Raw genomic sequence first — 20811 nt, 5'->3', positions numbered from 1 at the left:
TCAACCATCCCGCGCCAGTAAGCGGCCTGCGCGTCGTAGTCGTCGGCAAAGGCGTCATGTCGGATGGGAACTCGACGCACTGCCCATCCTGCAGGCCTGGTGTTGGCGCCCATTCGGCGAAGGCGGACGAGCACAGCAACATCCGACACGCCTAGGTCTCCGAGCGATCTGCGCGGAGGATTCGCCGTCGTTGTAACGCCCCCGGATCTCGTCGTCCCGGCCGAGGAGTCTGCCCGATGCCCGGGCGTCAGCGCCGAGCTTCGAGAGCTGGCTTGAACCCAGGTTGCCGACACTTTCAACGATCTCGCGATCTGGCCGTGGGTCTCCCCGTTTACACAACGTCTGACCGCTTGCGCGCGAAGTTCCGGCGGATAGATAGGACGTGGACGCTTTGTATGCACCGACAACTCGAGTTTCCCGCACGAGGTTATGAACCGCCTTGTAGGAGACGCCGAACTCAGACGCAACCGCGGTCATCGGCTCTCCAAGAGCAACCAATGTGCGGAGCCGCTGCACTCCTTCCTCTCGAGCGCCCGCTTGTTCGCCATGGCGGAACGCTAGTAGGCACTGATAGCGGAGCCAGGAGCGCGTTCGCGCGACTTCTTCCCTAACTCAGCCGCCATCGGAGAGGCGGGCGACTTGTCGGAGGGGGCCGAAACGATCCTCGGCGACCAAAGGTAGACCGATGTCCAGACATGTCATCGGTGGTGCGTCACATCGCCGCGTACAGCCTCCGACTGACGCGGCCGCGTTCTCCCCCCGCCTGTCGTGGCCGCCCTCGGGGCCGCAGGTCCGGGCCGTCTGAGGGGCCGCACCTAGGATCGTTGGGTGGAACCGGGGCAGGCGAGTGGAACGGCGGTCTTGGTGTGCCAAGGTCGCGCGGTGGCCGAGGGGCGTATCGGGGTGGGCAGTTTCGCTGACCCGGTCGCGGAGCGGCTGTTGTCCGAGCCTGAACTGGTGCCGGTGCGGCGGGCAAGGGACGGTGAACTGCCCGAGGATGTCCGCGAGCGGTTCGCCGTGCAGTCGGTCAGCGCCTGCGCCGAGGTCCTGGCGCCGCGGACGGTGCTCATCGACAGTGCTATCTGTGGGGCGCTGGAGCAGGGTGGGGAGTGGTCGTCCTGATTGGTGCCGGGCTCGACGCGCGGCCATGGCGCCTCGAGGCGTTGAGAGACACTGCGGTCTTCTCCGTGGACCACCCCGCATCCCAAGCCGACCTGCGCCGTCGCGCAGCGGGCCTTCCAGCGCCTGTCTGCGACCTGCGCCTGGTGGCGGTGGATCTGGCCCATGAGGCGCTCGGCCCCCTATTGGCGGCCTCTGGACACGATCCGCTGCGGCCGACTGTCTGGATCTGGGAGGGGGTGATCCCCTACCTCTTTCGGGCACAGGTCACCGCAACCCTCGCTGCGGTGACCGGCGTCTCCGCCGCCGGGAGCATCCTTGTCGCCCAGTACCAGTCCCCCTCCCTGACGGCGCGGATCGGGCGACGAGTGGCCGGACTGGCCTCGCGCCTGTCGGGCGTGCCATCACCGCTGGCAGGCGAGCCCTGGAGGTCGCTGTGGTCCCCCGCGCGTACTGGGCGACTCCTGGCCGACCGCGGCTGGGCGGTCGACAGCGACGTCAGCCTGCTCGAGGCTGCGACGCGGCTTGGCACGCCGACACTCGGCTCGAGGTCTCTGGCCAACGGTCGAGTTGCCGTGGCTCGCGTCGGAGCAGAAGCGGGCTGACTCCTTCGTCGCAACCGGCCGTGCACCAGCGTCATTCCCGCCGCTAGTCAGGAGGGGAGTGTTCCGCTTGGCGCTCTTCGAGTGGTGGGCGGTCTTCGCGTCCAGCACCCGGGTGGGTGGCGATGCGCTCAAGCACCGCGTTCCATTCGCGCACCTTGCCACCACCCTCGCCGAGGTCGTATCCCCCGCCGTGCCGGTCAGCGCGTGTCAGATAGAACGCCCAACCGCGCAGCAGATCGACGCCGCACCATTCGGGCACACGTCCGCTGTCTCGGTATTCACGCCAGGCCGGCTCCAGCAGACGGGCCAAGGATTGCGGTCCCTCCGCGCCTCCAGCTAGACGCTCATAGCCGTTGTAGGTATGCGCCCACTCGATCTGCCGCTGGATCAAGGGCCCGGACTCGTCCGCAGGTCCGCGGTCATCATTGTGATGCACCACCCTGCTCGACTCATCCACCGTGTAGATGTCAATCCCGAGGGCCTCACGGACGCTCAACGGAACGCGGAGCGCGGCAGACAGGGCAGTCGAGGGCACGACGACTGCGAACTGGGCTACTCCGACCGCGTCAGCAGGCACCCGCCGCAAGAGCTGGCCGTAGAGGGTGTCGATGTCCAGACCGGGGGCTGCAGTTCTGCCTTTCGCCTCCGCGAACATGAGTTCGGTTCCGCGAGTGGCTCGGACATCGCAGAAGGCCGCCTCACGCTCGACGACCCACCCGCCCTCTTCAAGCCAAGAGCAGAATGCGTCCACAACCCGTGTCTCATCCCCGCGCATGACCGACACGCTAGCCCGGTGAGACGGTGTGTTGATCCGCGTGGCGGTGTCGGAGTGGGTCTCCCTTGAGATCCGGAAGTCGCGCCAGCCATAGTTCGACGCGTGTGACGCCCGTGAGTCCAGACTTCGCGCTGACGAAGCAGCACCGTGACGATGAGGCGGGACGGCTCGTGCAGAACAACGGCCATCTGGCCGCGCTGATACATGCGCCGATTCGCCGCGTACGCCCTGGCAATTTGTGTTCGATCTGGTCCCCAGCCTCGAGCGTTGCGGGTCAGTGACTTTCTGCTGTCGCGAGGCTCGGCTCGGCGGCCACTCCGTCCTGTGATGAGAGCTCCGTGGAGGCAAGGCTTGCCGGAACGGTGTGCTCGATCTCGTCCGCAGTCTCGGGTGCGGGCCGTAGTTTCGGCGGGGCGGCGGACCATGCCTTGAGGTCTTGCAGGATGTCGGCATAGAACGCGTCGATGCCGGCCAGTACGGAGTCGATGAAGGTGCTTCGACCTCGGCCACGCTTGGCGCCGAGGTTGCTGTTGGCCGCGACGCGGAAGCTGCGGATTTCCTTCGATGGGTCGATGAGCAGCGAGGCGGGGTTTTCGCGGACGGTGCGCAGCAGCTCTGCGCTGCTTGAGCCGCGTGCGTGCGCCGCATAGCACTCGATTCGAACGGTGTCAGGGGCGTTTTTGAGCTGGCGCACGACCCAGTTCACGCGGGTGGTGGGGCGACCTTCGCGTGGTGCGTCTATGTCGACGTGGCAGGTCAAGGTGCTGGCGCGTACGTCGGCCGTGACGATGAGTGCGCCGACGGTGTCTGGAATGCGGATGGCCCCAGTCAGCTCCCCGTTCTGGCACAGCATCTGCGTCAGCGCCTGCGCGCGAAGCGTCGGGTCGGCAAGCTCCCGACGCGAAAGGACTGGCACGACTTCGGTGCCGAGCTGCCGCCCGAGACGCAGGCTCGCGAATCGGAGAAGCGCGTCGAACCGGCCGACGACGGCTGGGATGCCCTTGTCTGTCGGGCGCAGCGTGCCTGTAGCGACGGCGTCGCGGACCCCGGTCCACGCCTCGCCCATATCCTCAAACTCGAGCGCGCCCGACCGTGAATGCTCGAGATAGCGAATCAGCTCACCCAGGATCCAGGCCTGATCGGGGTCGGCCACGCCGCGGAACTCTTTCTGAAGCACGGCTTCCGCCAGGACCTGGGTCCACGCGACGTGGTGCAGCGCAACCTTTCGAAGCTTGCGCCCGTCGACCTTCGTCGGATGCTGGCCCGCGATGGCAGGGATCTCGTTTGAGATAGTCAGGACGGCATCGAACCCTTCGGCCCGAGCGATGTCGAGGTAGTTCTCCAGCTGCTCAGTTTGCAGGGCATTGCTTCCCGTCTTCACTTCAACGAGGCATGTCCAGGATTTCGATCCGCGAGCGACGCGGATGAGCCCGTCCGGGTAGAGCCGCTTCTCGCCGAGCATGAAGGGAACCTCGATATAGGTGCTGATCGCACCAGCTGGCGCGCCGAGCGGCTTCAGGAGCGATCTGCCAAATTCGCGGACCGCGCCCAACACCGCGAGGAGAGCGGACGTGGCCCGCCGTTCCTGCTCTTCCGCGCCGTTGATCCCTGACGTCGGAATGAGTCGCGCCTCGTGCCAGTTCTCCTCTGCCACGTCGTTCCCCTATCCCCTGTAACTGCTCTGCACCTAGCGACGGTGTGTCTTCGACCGAACCGTACCCTCGCTGCGAACGGTGCACGGGCTTTGGCACGAGGTCGCAGCCAGCGTGTCTGCGGGTTGATCCCCAAGGGGATGAGAGAGTACCCGTCCACACGATTCGGAGGCGCACGGACGGAGATGTCATGCGTCATTCCGCCGCCTGCCGCCCAACCACGGAGAATCACGTGGGCCTTGCCGCCCAGAGTGGCGAGGAAAGTCATCTGGCGTTGGAAAAGGAGGGCGCAGATGCCGCTGTTCCGGACGCCGTGACTCGGTTTCGGCCCTGCGCGCTCATGCACACCTCGAGCGCTGGCGGCACCGATGGTTCAGAATGCTCGTGGCCGGCAACGCCGGGTCGGGTGCCGCTGCGGTCACGCAGCGGTGCCGCGTGACAGGGGAGAAGAATGACGGACAGGAAAGTCCTCGACATGCGCCAGCAGCCGGGACCGGAGTCGACGTCGCACACACGGAAAGCTGTCGGGATCGTCGGTGCGGGGTTGGCGCTGGCAGGTGTCGTCCTGTTCGCGGCAGCGCACGCGCTGGCACCGGAGCGCGGCTCGCGCAGCGCGGCGGTTGCTCCCGCGAACACGTCGACGCCAACCGTGACCCAGCCCGTGGCACCTCCGGCCGCTGCGAGTACGCCCACGGTGACGTTGGCGCCCGAGGGCCTGTACCGCGGAGACGCCGAGCAGCAGTCGTTCTACCTGTGGGCGGCCACGCACCGGGTCGGGTCGCTGAACCTGCCGGGCCTGGACCCCGGGGGTCCGCTGCTGACCCAGGTCGCGACCGGCTATTGCACCATGCTGTCGGAGGCGCCGACCGGTTCCGGGAAGGCGGTCACCGCGGTCATCCGCCGCGACAGCGGAGCGTCATGGGCTGAGTCGCGTGAGCTGCTCGAGCGCTCCGTCGCGGCCTTCTGCCCGCAGAAGTACCGCCACCTCGTGTAGCCCACCCCTGCGGGGACGGGCTCTGGCGCGACCTCAGGTGAGGTGGCAGCCAAGGACCAGGGGGCGTCACTTCGCCGTGAGCTCTGCGCTCATGGCACGCGCGGACCCTTGACAATTTTTCTTGTCAAGAGGACGGTGGCGGTATGCGGGACGTGGAAGTCATCGAAAGCACCGAGGCAGCCGCCACTGCGCTGGATCCAGTTCGGGCCCGGCTGCTCCGTGAGCTGGCCACCCCCGCCTCCGCGGCGCGGCTCGCCGCGCGTATCGGAATCACGCGCCAGAAGGTCAACTACCACCTCAAGGCGCTCGAGGCCCACGGGCTGGTGGAGCTGTCCGACGAGCGCCGGCACGGGGGCATCACCGAGCGGGTGTTGCAGGCGTCGGCGGCGTCTTACGTCGTGTCGCCGGCGGCGGTCAGCGCGTCCGCGGCAGACCCCGAAGCGAGCGCCGACCACCTGTCGGCGAGCTATCTCGTAGCGCTGGCCGGTCGGCTGGTGCGTGAGGTCGGCGCGTTGACGCGCCGGGCAGGCGCGTCCGGCAAACGCCTGCCGACCCTGACGATCGACACACAGATCGGCTTCCGTTCGGCGGCGGACCGCGCTGCCTTCGCTGACGAGCTCACGGCAGCAGTGCTCGACCTGGCCGCTCGCTACCACCACGACGACGGGCGCCCACACCGGCTCGTCGTCGCCGCCCACCCCCTTCCTGAGGAGAACTCATGAGCACCACCCCGAACGTGCCGTACCGCCTGGAGTTCAGCGTCGAGGTACCGGGCACACCGGATCAGGTCTGGCAGGCCATCGCCACTGCCAAGGGCATGAGCGCCTGGTTCACACCGACCGAGATGCAGGAACGCGAAGGTGGCTCGCTGCACTTCACCATGGGCGCGGAGATGGGCTCCGACGGGCAGGTCACCGCATGGGAGCCGCCGCGTCGTCTCGTCTACGAGGAGGACTGGGCTGCCCTCATGGGCAAGGACCCCGATGCGCTCAGCCCATTGACGTCGGAGTTCCTGGTCGAGGCACAGTCGGGCGGAACCTGCATCGTTCGCGTCACCAGCAGCGGCTTCGGCACCGGCGCCGCCTGGGAATCGGAGTTCTGGGAGACCATGGGCCCGGGCTGGATGCCGTTCTTCGACAACCTGCGCATCTACCTGGCGCACTTTCCCGGCCAGGAGGCCACGCACCTGGAGGCCAGCGCCTCCCACCCGGGTGACGCAGAGGCGCTCTGGACAGCTCTGCATGGCGCGCTCGGACGGGGCGACGAGGGGGCCTCGATCGAGGTGCGAGGCGTAACCGGCACGGTCGAGCGCGTCGGCGAGCGTCAGACGCTGGTCAGGCTCAGCGCGCCGATTCCTGGAATGCTCAACGTCTTCGCGTGGGACGAGGGCGATGGCAGGGCGACGGCGGGCGTGCGCGCGTACCTGTTCTCCGCAGAAGCCGCGGACTATGTGCGGCGCGAGGAGCCGGCCTGGCAGGCCTGGCTGGAAGGAATCTCCGTCCCGGCCTGACCTCCACAGTGCCAAGCGGGCCGTCAGTGCAGGAGCGTCACAACGCCGCGATTCGCCGGCTGAGCGTGCGGCTCGGTAGCCACGAGATCGTCTAGCAGCTGTTCCAGCAGGGATGGCCGGTGAACGCAAACCCGACAGCCCCGCTTCAGAACGACGCCGAGCTTGCCGGCCTGCCCGCCTTGGGCGTCGACATCGTCGGCCCGCCGACCTTGGTCGCCCCTGCCCTGAGCCCAGGGTCACCCCCGAACTGGGCATGCGCGGGTATCTGGCTCCTCACTCGATGCGATCCGACCCCTGCAGCGTGAGTGAGGCCGATCAGTCCTTGAAGATCTGTTCGCGAAGTGACTCGCGCTGCTCCAGCGCCTGCTCGATCCGGTCGAGCTGCTCCTCGGTCGCCGGCAGGTCGAAGACCGCGGAGACGAACCGGGTCAGCTCTGGCCGGTAGTCGTGGGCCCACGGCTTATACGCGCCGGGTATCTGTGCGTTCTTCATGTCCACGAGCGTCTGGAAGAACGTCGTGACCGGTCTCCAGCGCAGCCGTGGCGGGATCCCGCGCGGGCTGGCTCCCGGGACCGCCTGCGGCAGCGGCCGGCCGGGTGCGAGCCAGGCGGGCCGGCTGGTCAACAGGTCCAGCCCGAAGCGGGCGACCCCGTCGTTGTCGTGCGTCAACAAGACGTAGCGCAGCTTCGACCGCTGCTCGGCCGGCATGGCAGTGAACTGCTTGAAGTCGTTGACGACCGTCACGAGCGAGGGGTCCACATCGGGCCGCGGCTCGCCGGTGACCTGGTGCATCCAACCGGACCCGTACGGCGTCCCGATCCACAGGGCCCGCTCGAGGCCGAGGGCCTGCGGGCCGAGGGTGCCCCAGTGCAGGAGCACGTCCTGGCTCGTGTGGGCGCCGAGGCTCTCGCCGAAGAGGACGACCCGCGGACCGCCGCCGTTGAGCTCACGAAGGCGGGCGCTCAGCCGCAGCCACAACAGCCGGTTCTGCTCGCGGGCCTGCTTGACCTTCATGAGCGACAGGGGCGAGGGCCGCTTCGAGTACTGCATGGTCACCATGGCGATGTCGCCGCGGGTGAGGTAGGTGGCGGCGGCGCTGGCGCAGTAGTTGACGTAGCCGCTGCCGGTCGGCGAGATGAGCATGAGCACGTACCGGTCCCATGCCCCGGTTCGATCCAGCTCGGCGAGCGCGAGCTCGACCCGTTCCGCCGCCGTCGGTGCGCTGTCCAGGCCCACGTACACCTGCACCGGCTCCGCCACCGCGGGCTGGCCCATGACGGCGGGGATGGTGAAGTCGCCGACGTCGGCCGGGCGGTCGGCCGGCGGCCGCGTCCGCACGGACAGCAGCGTGTGGCGTCGCCCCTCCCGGCCCAGGCTCGACCACGGCACGAGGCTCTCGGACGAACCGCTCACGGTCGGCTCCACCCAGTGCCGGCCCCCTTCAGGGTCGTCGAAGAAGGGGTCGATCCCGGAGGCGCCCGCCTCCACCTTTGTCATAGCGCGCTGCCATAGCACGTTGACGCCGGCCACGACGCCCGTGAGGCAGAGGGCGTGACCGGAGAGGCGGTACAAAGCCGGCGGGCCCGGAAGCCGTTCTGACAGAGCCTCACCCGCCAGCTCGGCAAGCCACATCTCCCCGTATGCCGCACCCGTGAGAGCCCCGGCGAGTACCACACCCAGGGCGGCCGAGCGGAGCCGCTCCAGCCCTTCCTCGTCCTGCCCGGTGGACGGCAGGTCCCGGACGTCGCGACGCTGGCGGCGAAGGATCGCTCCACCCACAGCCAATCCGACGGGGATCGCCACCGGGACCCGCGCGAGTCGGCCGTTCGCATCGACGGCGTCGTCGACGGCGATGAGACCTGCCCGGGCGGTGCCCAGCACGGCTCCGCTGATCCCGGTGGCCATGAGCCGCCAGCCCACCTGCCGAATGCCACCCCGGAGGATGGCCTCGTTCGGACGCCGCGACACGAACCGGAAGAGGCCGTACCCCACGGGGACAGCGATCAGGTCGAGGGCCAGGATGGCCAGGGCCTGCTTCCGGCCCGGGTCGCGACCGGGCAGCAGCGGCGCGACGAGGGCTGCCACCGCGGCGATGGCGTCCTGCGTCGTCGCCGAGAGGCCGTAGTTCAGGGTCGTCGTCAGGCCGGTGATGATGGCCTGGTCCTTCGTCGACCGGGGCACGAGCGAGGGCTCGAACGTGCCAGGCCACGACGCGCTCGCCATGACAAGGCCGGTCTGGGCCGCGGTCGCCAGTGGTTGTGACCAGCCCGTCTCCGTGACGGCCTGGCTCACGATCTCCTCGAACGTCCGCATCATCGGCTCCCGCAGACCGGCCACAGGCTCCGACAGCACCGTGGCGCGTCCTCACGGTAACCGCCTCGGGGTCGGGCGTCCGTGGAGCGCGCGCATTTCACACCCTCCGGGTGAGCCTCCCGGCCCGCCGTTCACCGTCGCGTGGAAGCGTTGAGCGTCCCGGAGCGTTGGAGGGAGAAGATCGGGTTCGACCGTACAGGCGCTCGAAGCGGCCGAGGCCAAGATCGCCAACCTGCAGGACGCCCTCACCACCGCGCGCACCATCGGCGTCGCCATCGGCATCCTGGTCGAGCGCTACAAGATACGCCCGAGGCGGCGTTCGCTCGGCTCGTCGACGCGCGCCAACGCCACAACGTCAAGGTCCGACAGCTGACCGAAGAGCTGGCCCTCAGCAGGCGGGACCCCTACGACGGTTGACCCGTCCCGGCCGAAGGGACCGGCTGTTCGCCCCTCCGGGTCGCCTCACAACCGCCGGACTCGGTCACCACACCGACGTGTCAGCGTGGACGGCTCGTCATCAATCCGTAACGACCGCGTCCGGTTCTGTGCGCGCTTATCGGCACGATGGGAACGTCCGATCATCGGCAGAACAGGTAACAACGAACCTCACTGCGGGGCGCCCGGCACTAGCGTCACAACGCCGCGTGCATTGCAGTCGTGCAGTAGGGCGGCGGAGAGGGCCGGTCCCACCCTCGACGGCTGTCTCCGGGCGTCAGCGGAAACTCTCAGGCAGGGAACACGCCGCTGGAGAGGTAGCGGTCGCCGCGGTCGCAGACCACGAAGACGATTGTCGCCCCCTCGACCTCCTCGGCCACTTGCAGGGCGGTCCAGCATGCGCCGCCCGCCGAGACACCTCCGAAGATGCCCTCCGCGCGGGCCAGCCGGCGGGCCGTCTCCTCGGCATCGGTCTGGGTGACCTCCACGGTCCGGTCCACCGCCGACGGGTCGAAGATCTTGGGCACGTACGCCGGTGGCCAGGCGCGGATCCCAGGGATCTTCGAGCCCTCCGCGGGCTGTGCACCGACGATCTGGACACTGAGGTTGCGCGACTTCAGGAACCGCGAGACCCCGGTGATCGTGCCAGTGGTGCCCATCGCGGACACGAAGTGCGTGATCCGTCCGTCGGTCTGCCGCCACAGCTCCGGGCCCGTCCCTTCCTCGTGGGCACGGGGGTTGTCCGGGTTGCCGAACTGGTCCAGGACCCGGCCGCGGCCCTCCCGCGCCATCCGCGTCACGACGTCGCGGGCCTCTTCCATACCGCCGCGCGCCGGGGTGAGAACCAGGTCGGCTCCATACGCCTTCATCGTCTGGATCCGCTCGGTGGAGGCGTCCTCGGGCATCACGATGACCAGTGGGTAGCCGCTGATCGCCGCCGCCATCGCCAAGCCGATCCCGGTGTTGCCCGAAGTGGCTTCCAGCAGAGTGTCGCCGGGGGAGATCTCCCCTCGCGCCTCCGCGCCCCGGATCATGTTGATCGCCGGCCGGTCCTTGACCGAGCCGGCCGGGTTGTTCCCCTCGAGCTTGGCGAGCAGCAGGTTGCCGCGGCGTTCGTTCTCCAGCCCCGGAAGGCGCTGCAGACGCACCAGAGGCGTGCCGCCGATGACGTCCTCCATCGTGGGGTACAGCGGAGGATTGCTCACCCGCCGCAGTCTAGGACGGCGGTCGCCGAAGAACCGCAGCCGATTGCTCGACCGCCACGCATTCACCGAGCACGATGAGGTGCGCGGGGATGACGTTCGTCCGGGGAGGCAGACCACACCTGCTCGAGGGTCTCGAGGAGCGTCCTTTCGCGGCGTGCCGACTTGTGAGCGCGGCAGATCGGGGCGCGTAGTGATGTCCCGTTCGAACCGGGATCAGCCGAAGGCCCTTGCCTCAGCCTCACGCAGACGCGCGCAGAGGGTTTGGAGAAGGCGCCGTGCGACGTCGGGATCCGCGTCGACCACTGCCTCGAAGTCTTGGTGGGGAATTGCCATCACCTTCATGGGCTCGAGCGCGGTGACGGTCGCGGATCGCGGTCGACCGTCGATCATGCTGATCTCGCCGAAGTAGTCACCCGGACCGAGGGTGCGAAGCTCACGACCGTCCTTGCTGACCGTCGCTGACCCCTCGACGATGAGGTGGAAGGCCAACGCACCGCGGCCCTCCTCCGCCACCGCCTTTCCCTGCGGGTGCGAGACCTCGCTGGCCGCGTTGGCCAACCGCTTCAGCTGCGCCCTCGACAGGTCCCGGAAGAGGTCCACGTCGGCGATGACCGCCTCGCGTGCTCGATCTCGTGCCATGACAGGCTCCTTCCAAGCAGTCCTTCCAAATTACGCCCGGCGGCGTCCGAACCTCGGCCGTTCCGGTAGGTCACGACCCTCAAGGTGAGGCTTCTGACGAGGCTCCAGCGCCTGCGCCACATCGCCGCCGGCCGCCCGTCCCGTCTGCGACGCAACGGACGGAGCGAGCATTCGGCTCTCCTCACGGCCGGCGCAGGGCAAGGTCAACCAGCAGGCCGGGGTGATCGGTGGTTCCCTGCATGTCGAGGACGGCGCGAGATCGCACCTCGGCACCCGGGCTTGCCATGACGTTCTGAACGGCCCTCCTCCGGGCCGGCCCTGTTGTCGATGGGACACCGACAAAGCTAGGAGCGAGAGCCGTGCCTGTCGTCACCACATGTGGTGAACGTTGATGCGATCTGCCGCCCCGGGCAGGACGGTGCACAAGCCAGTGGGATCGACTGCCGGGCTGGCCCGCCGACGTGCGAGCACGCGCACAGCAGAAGCCAGCTGTCACGGCGGCCTTGCGGTGACGGTGAACGCGTGGGTCACTTCGCCGCCTGCCGCCCCACGTCGATTCCGGCGCTCACCCGATGGTTCAACCTTCAGAGCTCGTTGTGCCGTTCGATCCGTGCGAGCACATGTTCTCGAGGTGGCGCATGCCCATGCGCCTGTTCCACATGGACGAGCAAATCGTCGGCGAGTTGCTCTGGGTCATCACCCGTCAGGATCAGCTTGCAGCGGGGGCACCGCAACGTGAGGTTGGCCATGCCTGCCAGTGTCTCGCCCGTCGCCAGAGCGGACGTCATGCCAGGGAAGCGTGGAGTCAGCCGGCGCCAAGAGGCACGAGCCTCGATCGATCACGTGGTCGCAGCCCCTCCTGTCGTCACGTGGACGCATCGGCCCTATGCCGTCTGGGCTCGTCTCCGGGTTAGCCGCCACAGCGCCAGGCTTCCGCCGATGACGATAAGAGCGAGCCCCAACCAAGAGCCGACGTTGATGCCGAGCTCAGTGCGGGTCACCAACCAGCCCAGCTCGACGAGGACTGCCAATCCCAGGAGCAGCCCCGGGACGAGCAGCACGAGCGCCACCTTCTCGGCCCTGGTCCATAAGGTGCTCGCCGCGATGAGTGCGGAGGTCGGTAGCCAGAGCCACGACACGGCCACGAGAGTCGCCAGCGAGGGCCCGAAGACGCCGCTGAAGCTGACCGGTCCCTGCGTGCACACCCCGTCGCCGGTGCACGACTCACTGGAGGAGTACGCGGGCATGCCGACGACGGCGATGACCGCGAAGAGCAGCGTCGCGCCGAGGGCGATGGTGACGACTGGTGGCACCCATGGCCGGGAGGCCCAGGGCGTGATGCGAGCGAGGCCACCCGGCCGAGCGGCGTACGCCTCCTCGGCGACGGTCGACGGGGGGCCAAGTTCGGCTAGGACTGCGCGCACCTCCTCGTCGGTCGCCTCGGGACGGCCCGCGAGCGCGCTGATGATGTGCTCGCGGACCCCGTCCAGGACTTCCGCGCGTTCGGCCGGATCCAGCTGGTCGAGCATCCGGGCGAGGTCGTCGAGGTAGGTCAGGCCGAGCCGGTCGGCGGCGTGGTTCACAATGAGGCCTCTCCAGAGTTCGGGGTCGTGTCGAGCGCGGCGTCCACGGCGTCGCGAAACGGCGGCCAGGTTCGCCGGAACGCCAGTAGGGCGGCGGTCCCGTCGGGAGTCAGCGAGTAGTAGCGGCGAGGCGGCCCTTCGGAGGACTCCTGCCAGGACGTGGTGACAAGACCCGCCCGGCGGAGGCGAGCAAGCATCGGATAGAGCGTGCCTTCACTCGCCATCAGGACCCCGCTGGACGTGAGCCTGCGCGCGATGTCCAGCCCGTACAGCGGGGCGCCCTTGAGCATCGCCAAGACGCAGTACTCGAGCGCCCCACGGCGCAAATGCGTCAAGATGGCGTCGCCAGATACCATGCGTCACAAGGTAGCGGTCCCGCCCATCGCCGACCAGGATTTCGACCCAAGAAGTACGTTCACCTATCGGCGTCACTCCGCCGGGAGGCAATCTTCGTGGCTGCCGCCGATCCGTGCGTCCAGGCTCGCACGGTTCCGGACTTGCGCCCCCTTTCGTCCGGGTACGGGACTGAGCCGGTCAGGCTCGAAAAGGACGCCAAGGCTGCGAGCTCGGGAAACGTGGCACTGCGTCGCCAGGCGCGAGACGTGGCCACGATCCCGGTCAACCTGCCGCTCCACGGCGTCGCCGTCCTTACCGCCGCGGGGACGTTGGTGGTGGCCTCCTTCGTCGGGCTGGGGCGCTGCACACGGCGGGCGATGTCGATGAGGGGGCTGTCTCCCGAACGGCACCTGCCGCCCCCACCTCCCTGCGAGCCTGAAGCACCTGCGTCACGTGGCGTTGGCGCCCCACGCGCAACGGACGCCATGGGGCAGATCACCCCAGCGGGATGATGCCCGCCGTGGTTCCCCCGGGCGAGCGTGGAACTGGCCTCGCCGGCGGAAGGAGCACCCCTTGTCCGGTTACCCGCTCATCGCCGACCACGGCCTCATCGGTGACCTCCAGACCTCCGCCCTCGTCTCCACCGACGGCGCGGTCGACTGGTTCTGCGCCCCCAGGTTCGACTCCCCGAGCATCTTCGGTTCCCTGCTCGACCACGAGCGCGGCGGACGGTGCAGCATCACTGCGAAGGCCGACGTCTTCACCCGCAAGCAGCTCTACTTCCCCGAGACCGCAGTCCTCGTGACCCGGTTCCTCACCGAGGCAGGGGTCGGCGAGGTCGTCGACTTCATGCCCGTCGCGGGGTCGACGCAGACCGCCGAGCACCGGATCGTGCGCATGGTCCGCTGCGTCCGGGGGGAGATGACCTTCTCCATCGAGATCGCGCCGCGCTTCGACTACGGCCGCGAGCCGCACGAGGTCCACCTGGCCGACGACGGCGCCGTGTTCCAGGGCGCCCGAACGGCGATGCGTGTCGACCTCGTGCGCGAGCCGGACGACCCGCGCCTCGCAGTGGGACGGGTGACCGGGGACGGCGACGTGCTGGCCGAGCTGGGGCTGACGGCGGGCCAGATGCGCGGCATCGTCCTCGTGGCAGGCAGCGGCGGGCCGACCCGCGCGGTGCGGGTCGCCGAGGCGTGGGAGCTGTTCGACGACACCGTACGGTTCTGGCGCAGCTGGCTGTCGCAGTCCCCGTACGCGGGGCGCTGGCGCGAGATCGTGCACCGCTCTGCCATCACGCTCAAGCTCATGACGTACGCCCCCAGTGGCGGCCTCGTCGCCGCCCCGACCGCGGCACTGCCCGAGCAGATCGGCGGTGAACGCAACTGGGACTACCGCTACACGTGGGTCCGTGACGCGTCGTTCTCGGTGTACTCATTGCTGGGACTGGGCTTCACGGAGGAGGCGGCTGCACTGGGGCGGTGGCTTCGCGCCCGCATCGACGAGGAGCGCGACGGGGGCACGGGACCGCTCAACATCATGTACCGCGTCGACGGGTCCAGCGACCTCGAGGAGGAGGTGCTCGGGCACTGGGAGGGGTACCGGGGCAGCGCGCCGGTGCGGATCGGCAACGGCGCCGCCGACCAGCTCCAGCTCGACATCTACGGCGAGGCGATGGACAGCATCTGGGTCGGCGACCGGCGCGGCCTGGAGGCGAGCCACGACGGCTGGCTCCGCCTCTGCGACCTGCTCGACTGGCTGGCCGAGCACTGGGACCAGCCGGAGGAGGGGATCTGGGAGACGCGGGGCGGACGGCAGAACTTCACGTACGGACGCGTCATGTCCTGGGTGGCCCTCGACCGCGGACTCCGCCTGGCTGCCGACAACGGCCGGCCGGCACCGATTGAGCGATGGCGCGCCGAGCGGGACGCCATCTACCGGCAGGTCATGGAACGCGGTTGGCACGAACGGCGACAGGCCTTCGTGCAGCACTACGACACCGACGTCCTCGACTCCTCCCTGCTGCGCATGTCATCGGCCGGTTTCATCGCCCCCACCGACCCGCGCTGGACCTCCACCCTCGCGGCGATGGACGACGAGCTCGTGACCGACAGCCTGGTGTACCGCTACGACCCGGCTGCCTCTCCCGACGGACTGCGCGGGTCGGAAGGCACCTTCTCGCTGTGCACCTTCGCCTACGTCGACGCCCTGGCGCGAGCCGGGCAGCTCGACAAGGCCCTGGTGACCTTCGAGAAGATGCTGACCTACGCCAACCACCTCGGGCTGTACTCGGAGGAGATCGCGCTGACCGGTGAGCAGATCGGCAACTTCCCGCAGGCGTTCACCCACCTGGCTCTCATCGACGCGGCCATCACCCTCGACGGGGCACTCGACCGCGCTGCCCGGTCACGATTCCCGTCCTGAGACGACGCGATCAGGCCTCGGATCATCCCAGAAGTGTCATGTGTCGACCGTGACGGGAGACCTAGTTTGAGATGCGTCGCCGTGCCGGCGGCAGAGGACGGGTCCATCCAGTGCACCGAACTCAGGAGGCTGTGGGATGACGAACACCATGCGAACAGCAGGCGGGGCCACCGAGACGCGCGGCCTGCGGGGCGTGGCCGTCATCGGCCTGCTCCTGATCGTCTTCGGCGCGATTCTCGCCGTTGCCGGCGTGGTCACCTGGGTCGCGGTCGGGAACGAGCTCGGCGCCGAGAAGATCACGGTCTCGGAGGACGCGGCCCGCTTCGCGGGCGCCACCGTGGACACCCCCTGGGAGGCCTACGCCGAGGCGGAGGTGATCCAGAAACATGCGATGGAGGCGTCCGGCGGGAAGACCTACGCCGAGCTCGACCAGTCGGACCCGAAACGCTCGACGGTGATGACCGCTTCGTTCCTGCGCGCCTCGCTCTTCACGTCCGTCGTCGCCTTCGGTGTGGCGCTCATGGCCGCGGCGCTGGGCGTCGGGTTCATCCTCACCGGGATTGCCTTGAGGCGGGTTGCCCGACGCGCCGACGTCGTCTGACCCGAGTCAGTCGGAGGCGCAGCAGCCCGCGTCGCGGTGCGCGCTGTCTGGCGGTGAGAGGGGGCTGGTCATGCAGGCGGTGACGGTGATTCCGGGCGTCGCGGGGTCCGCCGCCCTGAAGGACGTGCCGGACCCGGCGGTTGACGTCGGGCCGGTGCTCGTCGAAGCGCTGGCGGTGGGTGTGTGCGGGACCGATGCTGAGATCGCCAACGGCACGTACGGGTGGGCGCCACCAGGTGAGGATCGGCTGATCCTGGGGCACGAGTCCCTGGGCAGGGTGCTGGACCCGGGTCCGACGCGACTGGCCGTCGGAGAGCACGTCGTGGGCATCGTCCGGCGTCCTGACCCGATGCCCTGCCCGAGCTGTGCCGTCGGCGAATGGGACATGTGCTCCAACGGGCTCTACACCGAACGCGGCATCAAGCAGGCGCACGGCTTCATGGCCGAGCGCTGGAGGAGCGAGCCGGAGTACCTGGTCCGCGTCGACAGACGACTCGGCGCCCTGGGGGTGCTCCTCGAACCGGCCACGGTCGTGACCAAGGCTTGGCAGCACATCCTCTCGATCGGACAGCGCACCTTCTGGGATCCCCAGGTCGTGCTGATCGTCGGAGCAGGCCCGATCGGGCTGCTGGCCGCCCTGATCGGCGCGCAGCTGGGCAGGGAGGTGCACGTGCTCGACCGGGTTACGACCGGCCCGAAACCCGGGCTGGTCGAGCAGCTGGGCGCCGTCTATCACGTGGGTTCGGTGGCCGAGCTGGGACTGCAGCCTGACATCGTCATCGAGTGCACCGGCGTCGTGCCACTCATCGTCCAGGCTGCCGACGCCGTGGCACCCGGCGGCATCGTGTGCCTCACCGGCATCGGGTCGCCCGAGACACCGACCGCCAGCACAGCCGCCCTGCTCGCCAAGGACGCGGTGCTCAAGAACCTGGTGGTCTTCGGCTCGGTCAACGCCAACCGTCGGCACTACTACCGAGCCGCCAGGGTGCTGGCTCGAGCTGACCAGGCCTGGCTGGAGCAGCTCGTCACCCGCCGCGTACAGCCTGCCGATGTCCACCGGGCGCTGGCCGGCGAGGCCGAGGACATCAAAGTCATCATGGAATTCGCGCAGCCATGACAGCGCATTTCGCGTGGCCACCTGAGGCACCGAGGGAAGGCACGCGTTCTTGATGCCAGCCTCACATCGCCGCGTCAAGACCGTGCGCTGAGGGCATCCGCCCCACCGGCCAGCCCAAACGCGGCGTCCGCGCGTCGGTGCGGAAATCCTGGGCGCGTCGGGTCCGATCGCATGAGGGCGACCGCCGACAGCCGGTCGTAGGCTCGCGCCATGAGCGAACGGGTATCGGTCTACATCGACTTCGACAACGTGGTCATCTCCCGTTACGACGACATCCACGGCAAGCAGGCGTGGCGACATGACGATCCCCGCAAGCACGCATGGTCTACAACGTCGAAGGACCCGCTCGACGCGAAGCTGGCCGCGGCCCGCGTCGACATAGGGGCGATCATCGACTATGCGGCCTCCTTCGGCAGCGTGTCGCTGAGCCGGGCCTACGCAGACTGGTCGGTGCCCGCCAACGCGGCATACAAGGACGAGCTGATGGGCCGAGCCCTCCACCTCGTGCAGCTGTTCACCGCCTCCGGCGTTAAGAACGGAGCCGACATCCGGCTCGCCGTCGATGCCGTCGAAGACCTCATGCGCCACCCCGAGATCACCCACGTGGTCCTTGTCGCAGGAGACTCCGACTACGTCCCCCTCGCGCAAAGCTGCAAGCAACTCGGTCGATACGTGGTCGGCATCGGCGTCGCCGGATCGACCAGCAAGGCGCTTGTGTCAGCCTGCAACGAGTTCATCGACTACGCCCACCTGCCAGGAGTCACTCCGCCGCCGGCGGCCAAGCCGGTCGAGACCGCGGCACCAGCCAAGAAGGCCACCGCGAAGAAGACCTCTCGGAAATTTACGTCTGCGGACCCCTCAGCAGAGGAGGCGACCAACCTGCTCGTCCGCGCCATTCGGGTCGGGCTGCAAAAGGGCGATGACGACTGGGTCTACGCGGCAGGGGTGAAGAGCCAGATGCAGCGAATGGATCCGGCCTTCACCGAGAAGTCGCTTGGGTTCACAAGCTTCCGAGCGTTCGTGGAGTCCCGGAGCGACAAGGTGGAGACCAAACAACACGCCAACGGCCAGTTGAGCCTTCGGCTGGCCTGAGCTGCGGGCCAAGCAACGGCGGCTGACTCAGGTTGCCTCACATTGCCGCATAACACCGCGGGCCTCGGTGGCAGAGACTCGCAAGTCTGCTCCCGCCATCACTGAGGGAAGTGGGTTCGCGCAGCAGCCGCTTCGCGGCACGATCAGTGCAGCGCGTTCGTCCTCGGCTCGGTGAACAGCCTGCTCAGTGTGGCTCACAGAAGCAGAAGGAACTGCCGCATGCGTAGCACCTGGGCTTCCCGTCGCATCGTTTACAGTCGCAGCCGTGGATCGGCTCTGAATGGTATAGAACGTCGGCGTCGTCGGCCGCGTCGTAGTCGGTGTGACACGTGGAGCAGGTCGGCATCGGCGGTCCTTTCGATCAGGTTTTTGCGGCGCTCGATTGTTCAGTTCGATCGGCGTCGCCCCTGAGTTTATTGATGAGGCTGCGATCGGCAGGCCAGCGCCCTTCAGGAGCAAGGAGGCGCAGGGCGGAACTCGCTGACGGTGGGCGCGCAATCTGGGCCAGCGTCACTCCGCCGCCAGACGACCGATTCGCCGTTGGGAATTGACGTTGATCAGGCGAGCGCGGAGCCCCAGGCCACGTCGCCATGCGCAAATACGACCGTGCGCCCGGCACCAGCCCAGACATCGAGCCACGACGGGGCGCCATGGGGTCCCGTGAATCGCGGCCCCGTTCGTTTCAGGTCGTGAAGCTGCCCATCGGGAACCCACTGCGGTGTGCAGTCGCCGTGCGACCCGCCGCACCCACAAGTCTCGATGACGACGCCAGCCCCTGCTTGAAGCAGTGACAGTGCTTCGGCTTCTGTCACGTCCTCGGACACGAGGTGAAGGCGCTTACCGTCCAAGTCGAAGAACTCGCCAGCTGCGTTGAAGCCGCCAGGCCTGGGCGCGTGCTGACCCGTGCGAGAGGCATCGGTCTCAGACCACGTGGGTTCCTTGACCAGGTCGGCAAAGGTCTGCCGCAGGCGACTCTTTTCCATGCCTCATCGTGTCTCCAACGACATCCGGGTGGAGTCACAGCGCCGCCTGCCGCTCGCGCCACATGCGACATGAAGGGGCGTCGTCCGACGAGGGGCATGTGCGAATGGAAGTCCGTTACGCCTCCGGAGAGCTCTCGCGGCCGCATGGTGGTGGGGAGATGACCGCCCCCGACCACGGTGCACCAATGCCCTCCGAACGCGAGACATCTCAGCCGAGCAGGTGGACCGTTGAGGGAGGCGCCGCACGGTTGCCTGCAACAACAGGACTTCCAGTGACCCTGGCGATCGGCGGTGCTAGCACGCCACACAGCCTGCACGACAAGCCGAAGGGAACGGCGCATGAAGCGTGATGTGCATGCGTTCAGAGACTGGCTGGCCCTGCGCTCGACTTTGGGAGCGATGGCTTTGCTCGTTCTAGGGGTTCTGTTCGTCAGTATCGAGGCCCAGTCGCCCAACTGGGTTTACTTCACGGGTGACCACGTGACAGGCACTGTGGAAGAAGGAATCGTTTACTACAGAGTTGATGGACGCGACTACACGCAGGACGACACTCGATATCCGACGGGGGCCGATGGCTCGAAGGTCAGTGTCTACTTCTACCAAGACGCGCCGGCGGACGCCCGCATCGACCAGCCGACCCGGTGGATCGAGGGCGTGACCATGGTGCTGTGGTTCGCGGCTGCCGTGCTACTCGTGCTGGTGTCCGCAGTGCGGCGCTCAAGGAGGGGCCAGCACCCCCCGGTGTGACTCGACGCGGAGTGCTCTCGACCGATCTTCACTGATCCAGCGGGCGGCTCGCACCCATGAATGTGTCCGGCTATCTGCTGACGCGGCCGCGTGGCCGCCCCGTCGAGCCCCACGCTCATCGACGCGATCTGTGACTGGCAGGCGTCCTGCCAAGCCCTACGGCTCGCTCCTTGTCGGGGACCGAGGGCCCTTTGAGCTTTCCGATGGCTTGCCCGTCTCCACTTGGGTCCGGACCTGGACTCCCGCGATGAGGACGGCGACCGGACGGCTCAGGGCGGACACATCTCGTGAGAGGTCACCGTCAACGACGAGAACGTCAGCGGCATGACCCTTCGCGAGTCGGCCGGTCACTCCGCAGAGGCCGCAGGCATCCGCCGTGACGGAGGTCGCGGCAGCCAGCGCACCGGCGGGCGAGTACCCGGCCTGGACCATTTCACTCACGACGCGCCACACGTTGCCGTGCTGCTTGGCCGGCGCCATCCCCGAGTCGACTCCGGTGATGACGCGGAGCCATGCTCGCGGAACCGGCTCAGGCAGCAGCTGCTGCCCGTCCTTCTTCAGGAGCCGACCGTCCGGGGAAGGGAGAGGGCGGTCGGCCCGAGGACGCACGGGCGGCGGCGCAGCCGGCATGATGCGCGATCGTCCCTATCACTCGATCGAGTGATGTGCTCACCGCTGGCC

The 20811-nt window shown here is 68.2% G+C and carries 19 protein-coding genes; 10 read left to right on the top strand and 9 right to left on the bottom strand.

Annotation, left to right across the window (positions count from 1 at the left end; all coding sequences use genetic code 11):
* Positions 1-828: 828 nt before the first annotated feature.
* A complete protein-coding gene (locus tag AC3A5R_RS18875) occupies positions 829-1122 on the top strand; it encodes a class I SAM-dependent methyltransferase (RefSeq protein ID WP_487622307.1) in 294 nt (97 codons plus the stop codon).
* The gene (locus AC3A5R_RS18870) at positions 1110-1724 is read left to right on the top strand and encodes a class I SAM-dependent methyltransferase (protein WP_487622306.1); all 615 of its coding nucleotides are present in this window, start codon (positions 1110-1112) and stop codon (positions 1722-1724) included. The genes AC3A5R_RS18875 and AC3A5R_RS18870 overlap by 13 nt, the downstream gene beginning before the upstream one ends.
* Before the next feature lie 43 nt (positions 1725-1767).
* Here the strand turns inward: AC3A5R_RS18870 and AC3A5R_RS18865 are convergent, their stop codons facing one another.
* Together AC3A5R_RS18865 and AC3A5R_RS18860 are read right to left on the bottom strand one after the other, a co-directional pair.
* The gene (locus AC3A5R_RS18865; RefSeq protein ID WP_487622305.1) at positions 1768-2499 is read right to left on the bottom strand and encodes a hypothetical protein; all 732 of its coding nucleotides are present in this window, start codon (positions 2497-2499) and stop codon (positions 1768-1770) included.
* Positions 2500-2773: 274 nt separating this feature from the next.
* Positions 2774-4153, bottom strand: a complete 1380-nt coding sequence (locus AC3A5R_RS18860; RefSeq protein WP_487622304.1) for a hypothetical protein — start codon at positions 4151-4153, stop codon at positions 2774-2776.
* 449 nt (positions 4154-4602) lie between these two features.
* Between AC3A5R_RS18860 and AC3A5R_RS18855 the strand changes: the two genes are divergently transcribed.
* From AC3A5R_RS18855 to AC3A5R_RS18845, 3 genes are all read left to right on the top strand, one after another.
* Positions 4603-5145 (top strand): hypothetical protein, encoded by a 543-nt coding sequence (locus tag AC3A5R_RS18855; RefSeq protein WP_487622303.1) that lies wholly within the window; start codon positions 4603-4605, stop codon positions 5143-5145.
* A gap of 143 nt (positions 5146-5288) precedes the next feature.
* Positions 5289-5867 (top strand): ArsR/SmtB family transcription factor, encoded by a 579-nt coding sequence (locus tag AC3A5R_RS18850; protein ID WP_487622302.1) that lies wholly within the window; start codon positions 5289-5291, stop codon positions 5865-5867.
* On the top strand, positions 5864-6655 hold the full coding sequence (locus AC3A5R_RS18845; RefSeq protein WP_487622301.1) for an SRPBCC family protein: 792 nt from the start codon (positions 5864-5866) through the stop codon (positions 6653-6655). Before AC3A5R_RS18850 ends, AC3A5R_RS18845 begins: the two co-directional genes overlap by 4 nt.
* A gap of 315 nt (positions 6656-6970) precedes the next feature.
* Here the strand turns inward: AC3A5R_RS18845 and AC3A5R_RS18840 are convergent, their stop codons facing one another.
* The 6 genes from AC3A5R_RS18840 to AC3A5R_RS18815 form a co-directional block, all read right to left on the bottom strand.
* Positions 6971-9007 carry an alpha/beta-hydrolase family protein gene (locus tag AC3A5R_RS18840; protein ID WP_487622300.1) on the bottom strand — a complete coding sequence of 679 codons (2037 nt, stop codon included), beginning with the start codon at positions 9005-9007 and terminating at the stop codon, positions 6971-6973.
* A 686-nt stretch (positions 9008-9693) separates the two neighbouring features.
* The gene (gene cysM, locus AC3A5R_RS18835; RefSeq protein WP_487622299.1) at positions 9694-10608 is read right to left on the bottom strand and encodes a cysteine synthase CysM; all 915 of its coding nucleotides are present in this window, start codon (positions 10606-10608) and stop codon (positions 9694-9696) included.
* Positions 10609-10821: 213 nt separating this feature from the next.
* Positions 10822-11208: a Crp/Fnr family transcriptional regulator gene (locus tag AC3A5R_RS18830; RefSeq protein ID WP_487622298.1), complete on the bottom strand. Its 387-nt coding sequence runs from the start codon at positions 11206-11208 to the stop codon at positions 10822-10824.
* Positions 11209-11831: 623 nt separating this feature from the next.
* Positions 11832-11996, bottom strand: a complete 165-nt coding sequence (locus AC3A5R_RS18825; protein WP_487622297.1) for a hypothetical protein — start codon at positions 11994-11996, stop codon at positions 11832-11834.
* A 135-nt stretch (positions 11997-12131) separates the two neighbouring features.
* Positions 12132-12830, bottom strand: a complete 699-nt coding sequence (locus AC3A5R_RS18820; RefSeq protein WP_487622296.1) for an HAAS signaling domain-containing protein — start codon at positions 12828-12830, stop codon at positions 12132-12134.
* Positions 12827-13186, bottom strand: coding sequence for a PadR family transcriptional regulator (locus AC3A5R_RS18815; protein ID WP_487622295.1), 360 nt, complete (start codon positions 13184-13186; stop codon positions 12827-12829). Before AC3A5R_RS18815 ends, AC3A5R_RS18820 begins: the two co-directional genes overlap by 4 nt.
* A 553-nt stretch (positions 13187-13739) precedes the next feature.
* On the opposite strand from AC3A5R_RS18815, the gene AC3A5R_RS18810 reads away from it, so the two are divergent.
* The 5 genes from AC3A5R_RS18810 to AC3A5R_RS18790 all read left to right on the top strand — a co-directional run bounded on the left by AC3A5R_RS18810 (position 13740) and on the right by AC3A5R_RS18790 (position 20130).
* The gene (locus AC3A5R_RS18810; protein WP_487622294.1) at positions 13740-15590 is read left to right on the top strand and encodes a glycoside hydrolase family 15 protein; all 1851 of its coding nucleotides are present in this window, start codon (positions 13740-13742) and stop codon (positions 15588-15590) included.
* Positions 15591-15783: 193 nt separating this feature from the next.
* Positions 15784-16191 carry an aromatic ring-opening dioxygenase LigA gene (locus AC3A5R_RS18805; RefSeq protein ID WP_487622293.1) on the top strand — a complete coding sequence of 136 codons (408 nt, stop codon included), beginning with the start codon at positions 15784-15786 and terminating at the stop codon, positions 16189-16191.
* Positions 16192-16261: 70 nt separating this feature from the next.
* Positions 16262-17308 carry a glucose 1-dehydrogenase gene (locus AC3A5R_RS18800; RefSeq protein WP_487622292.1) on the top strand — a complete coding sequence of 349 codons (1047 nt, stop codon included), beginning with the start codon at positions 16262-16264 and terminating at the stop codon, positions 17306-17308.
* A 210-nt stretch (positions 17309-17518) separates the two neighbouring features.
* Positions 17519-18400 (top strand): NYN domain-containing protein, encoded by an 882-nt coding sequence (locus tag AC3A5R_RS18795; RefSeq protein ID WP_487622291.1) that lies wholly within the window; start codon positions 17519-17521, stop codon positions 18398-18400.
* A gap of 1322 nt (positions 18401-19722) precedes the next feature.
* The gene (locus AC3A5R_RS18790; protein ID WP_487622290.1) at positions 19723-20130 is read left to right on the top strand and encodes a hypothetical protein; all 408 of its coding nucleotides are present in this window, start codon (positions 19723-19725) and stop codon (positions 20128-20130) included.
* Between the two features lie 156 nt (positions 20131-20286).
* Here the strand turns inward: AC3A5R_RS18790 and AC3A5R_RS18785 are convergent, their stop codons facing one another.
* Positions 20287-20760, bottom strand: a complete 474-nt coding sequence (locus AC3A5R_RS18785) for an amidohydrolase family protein (RefSeq protein ID WP_487622289.1) — start codon at positions 20758-20760, stop codon at positions 20287-20289.
* Between the last annotated feature and the right edge of the window lie 51 nt (positions 20761-20811).

It is taken from the genome of Intrasporangium sp. Soil_C_50, from assembly GCF_057656595.1.
The sequence above is the reverse complement of the archived record's forward strand: the minus strand, read 5'-3'. Positions and strand labels throughout refer to the sequence as shown.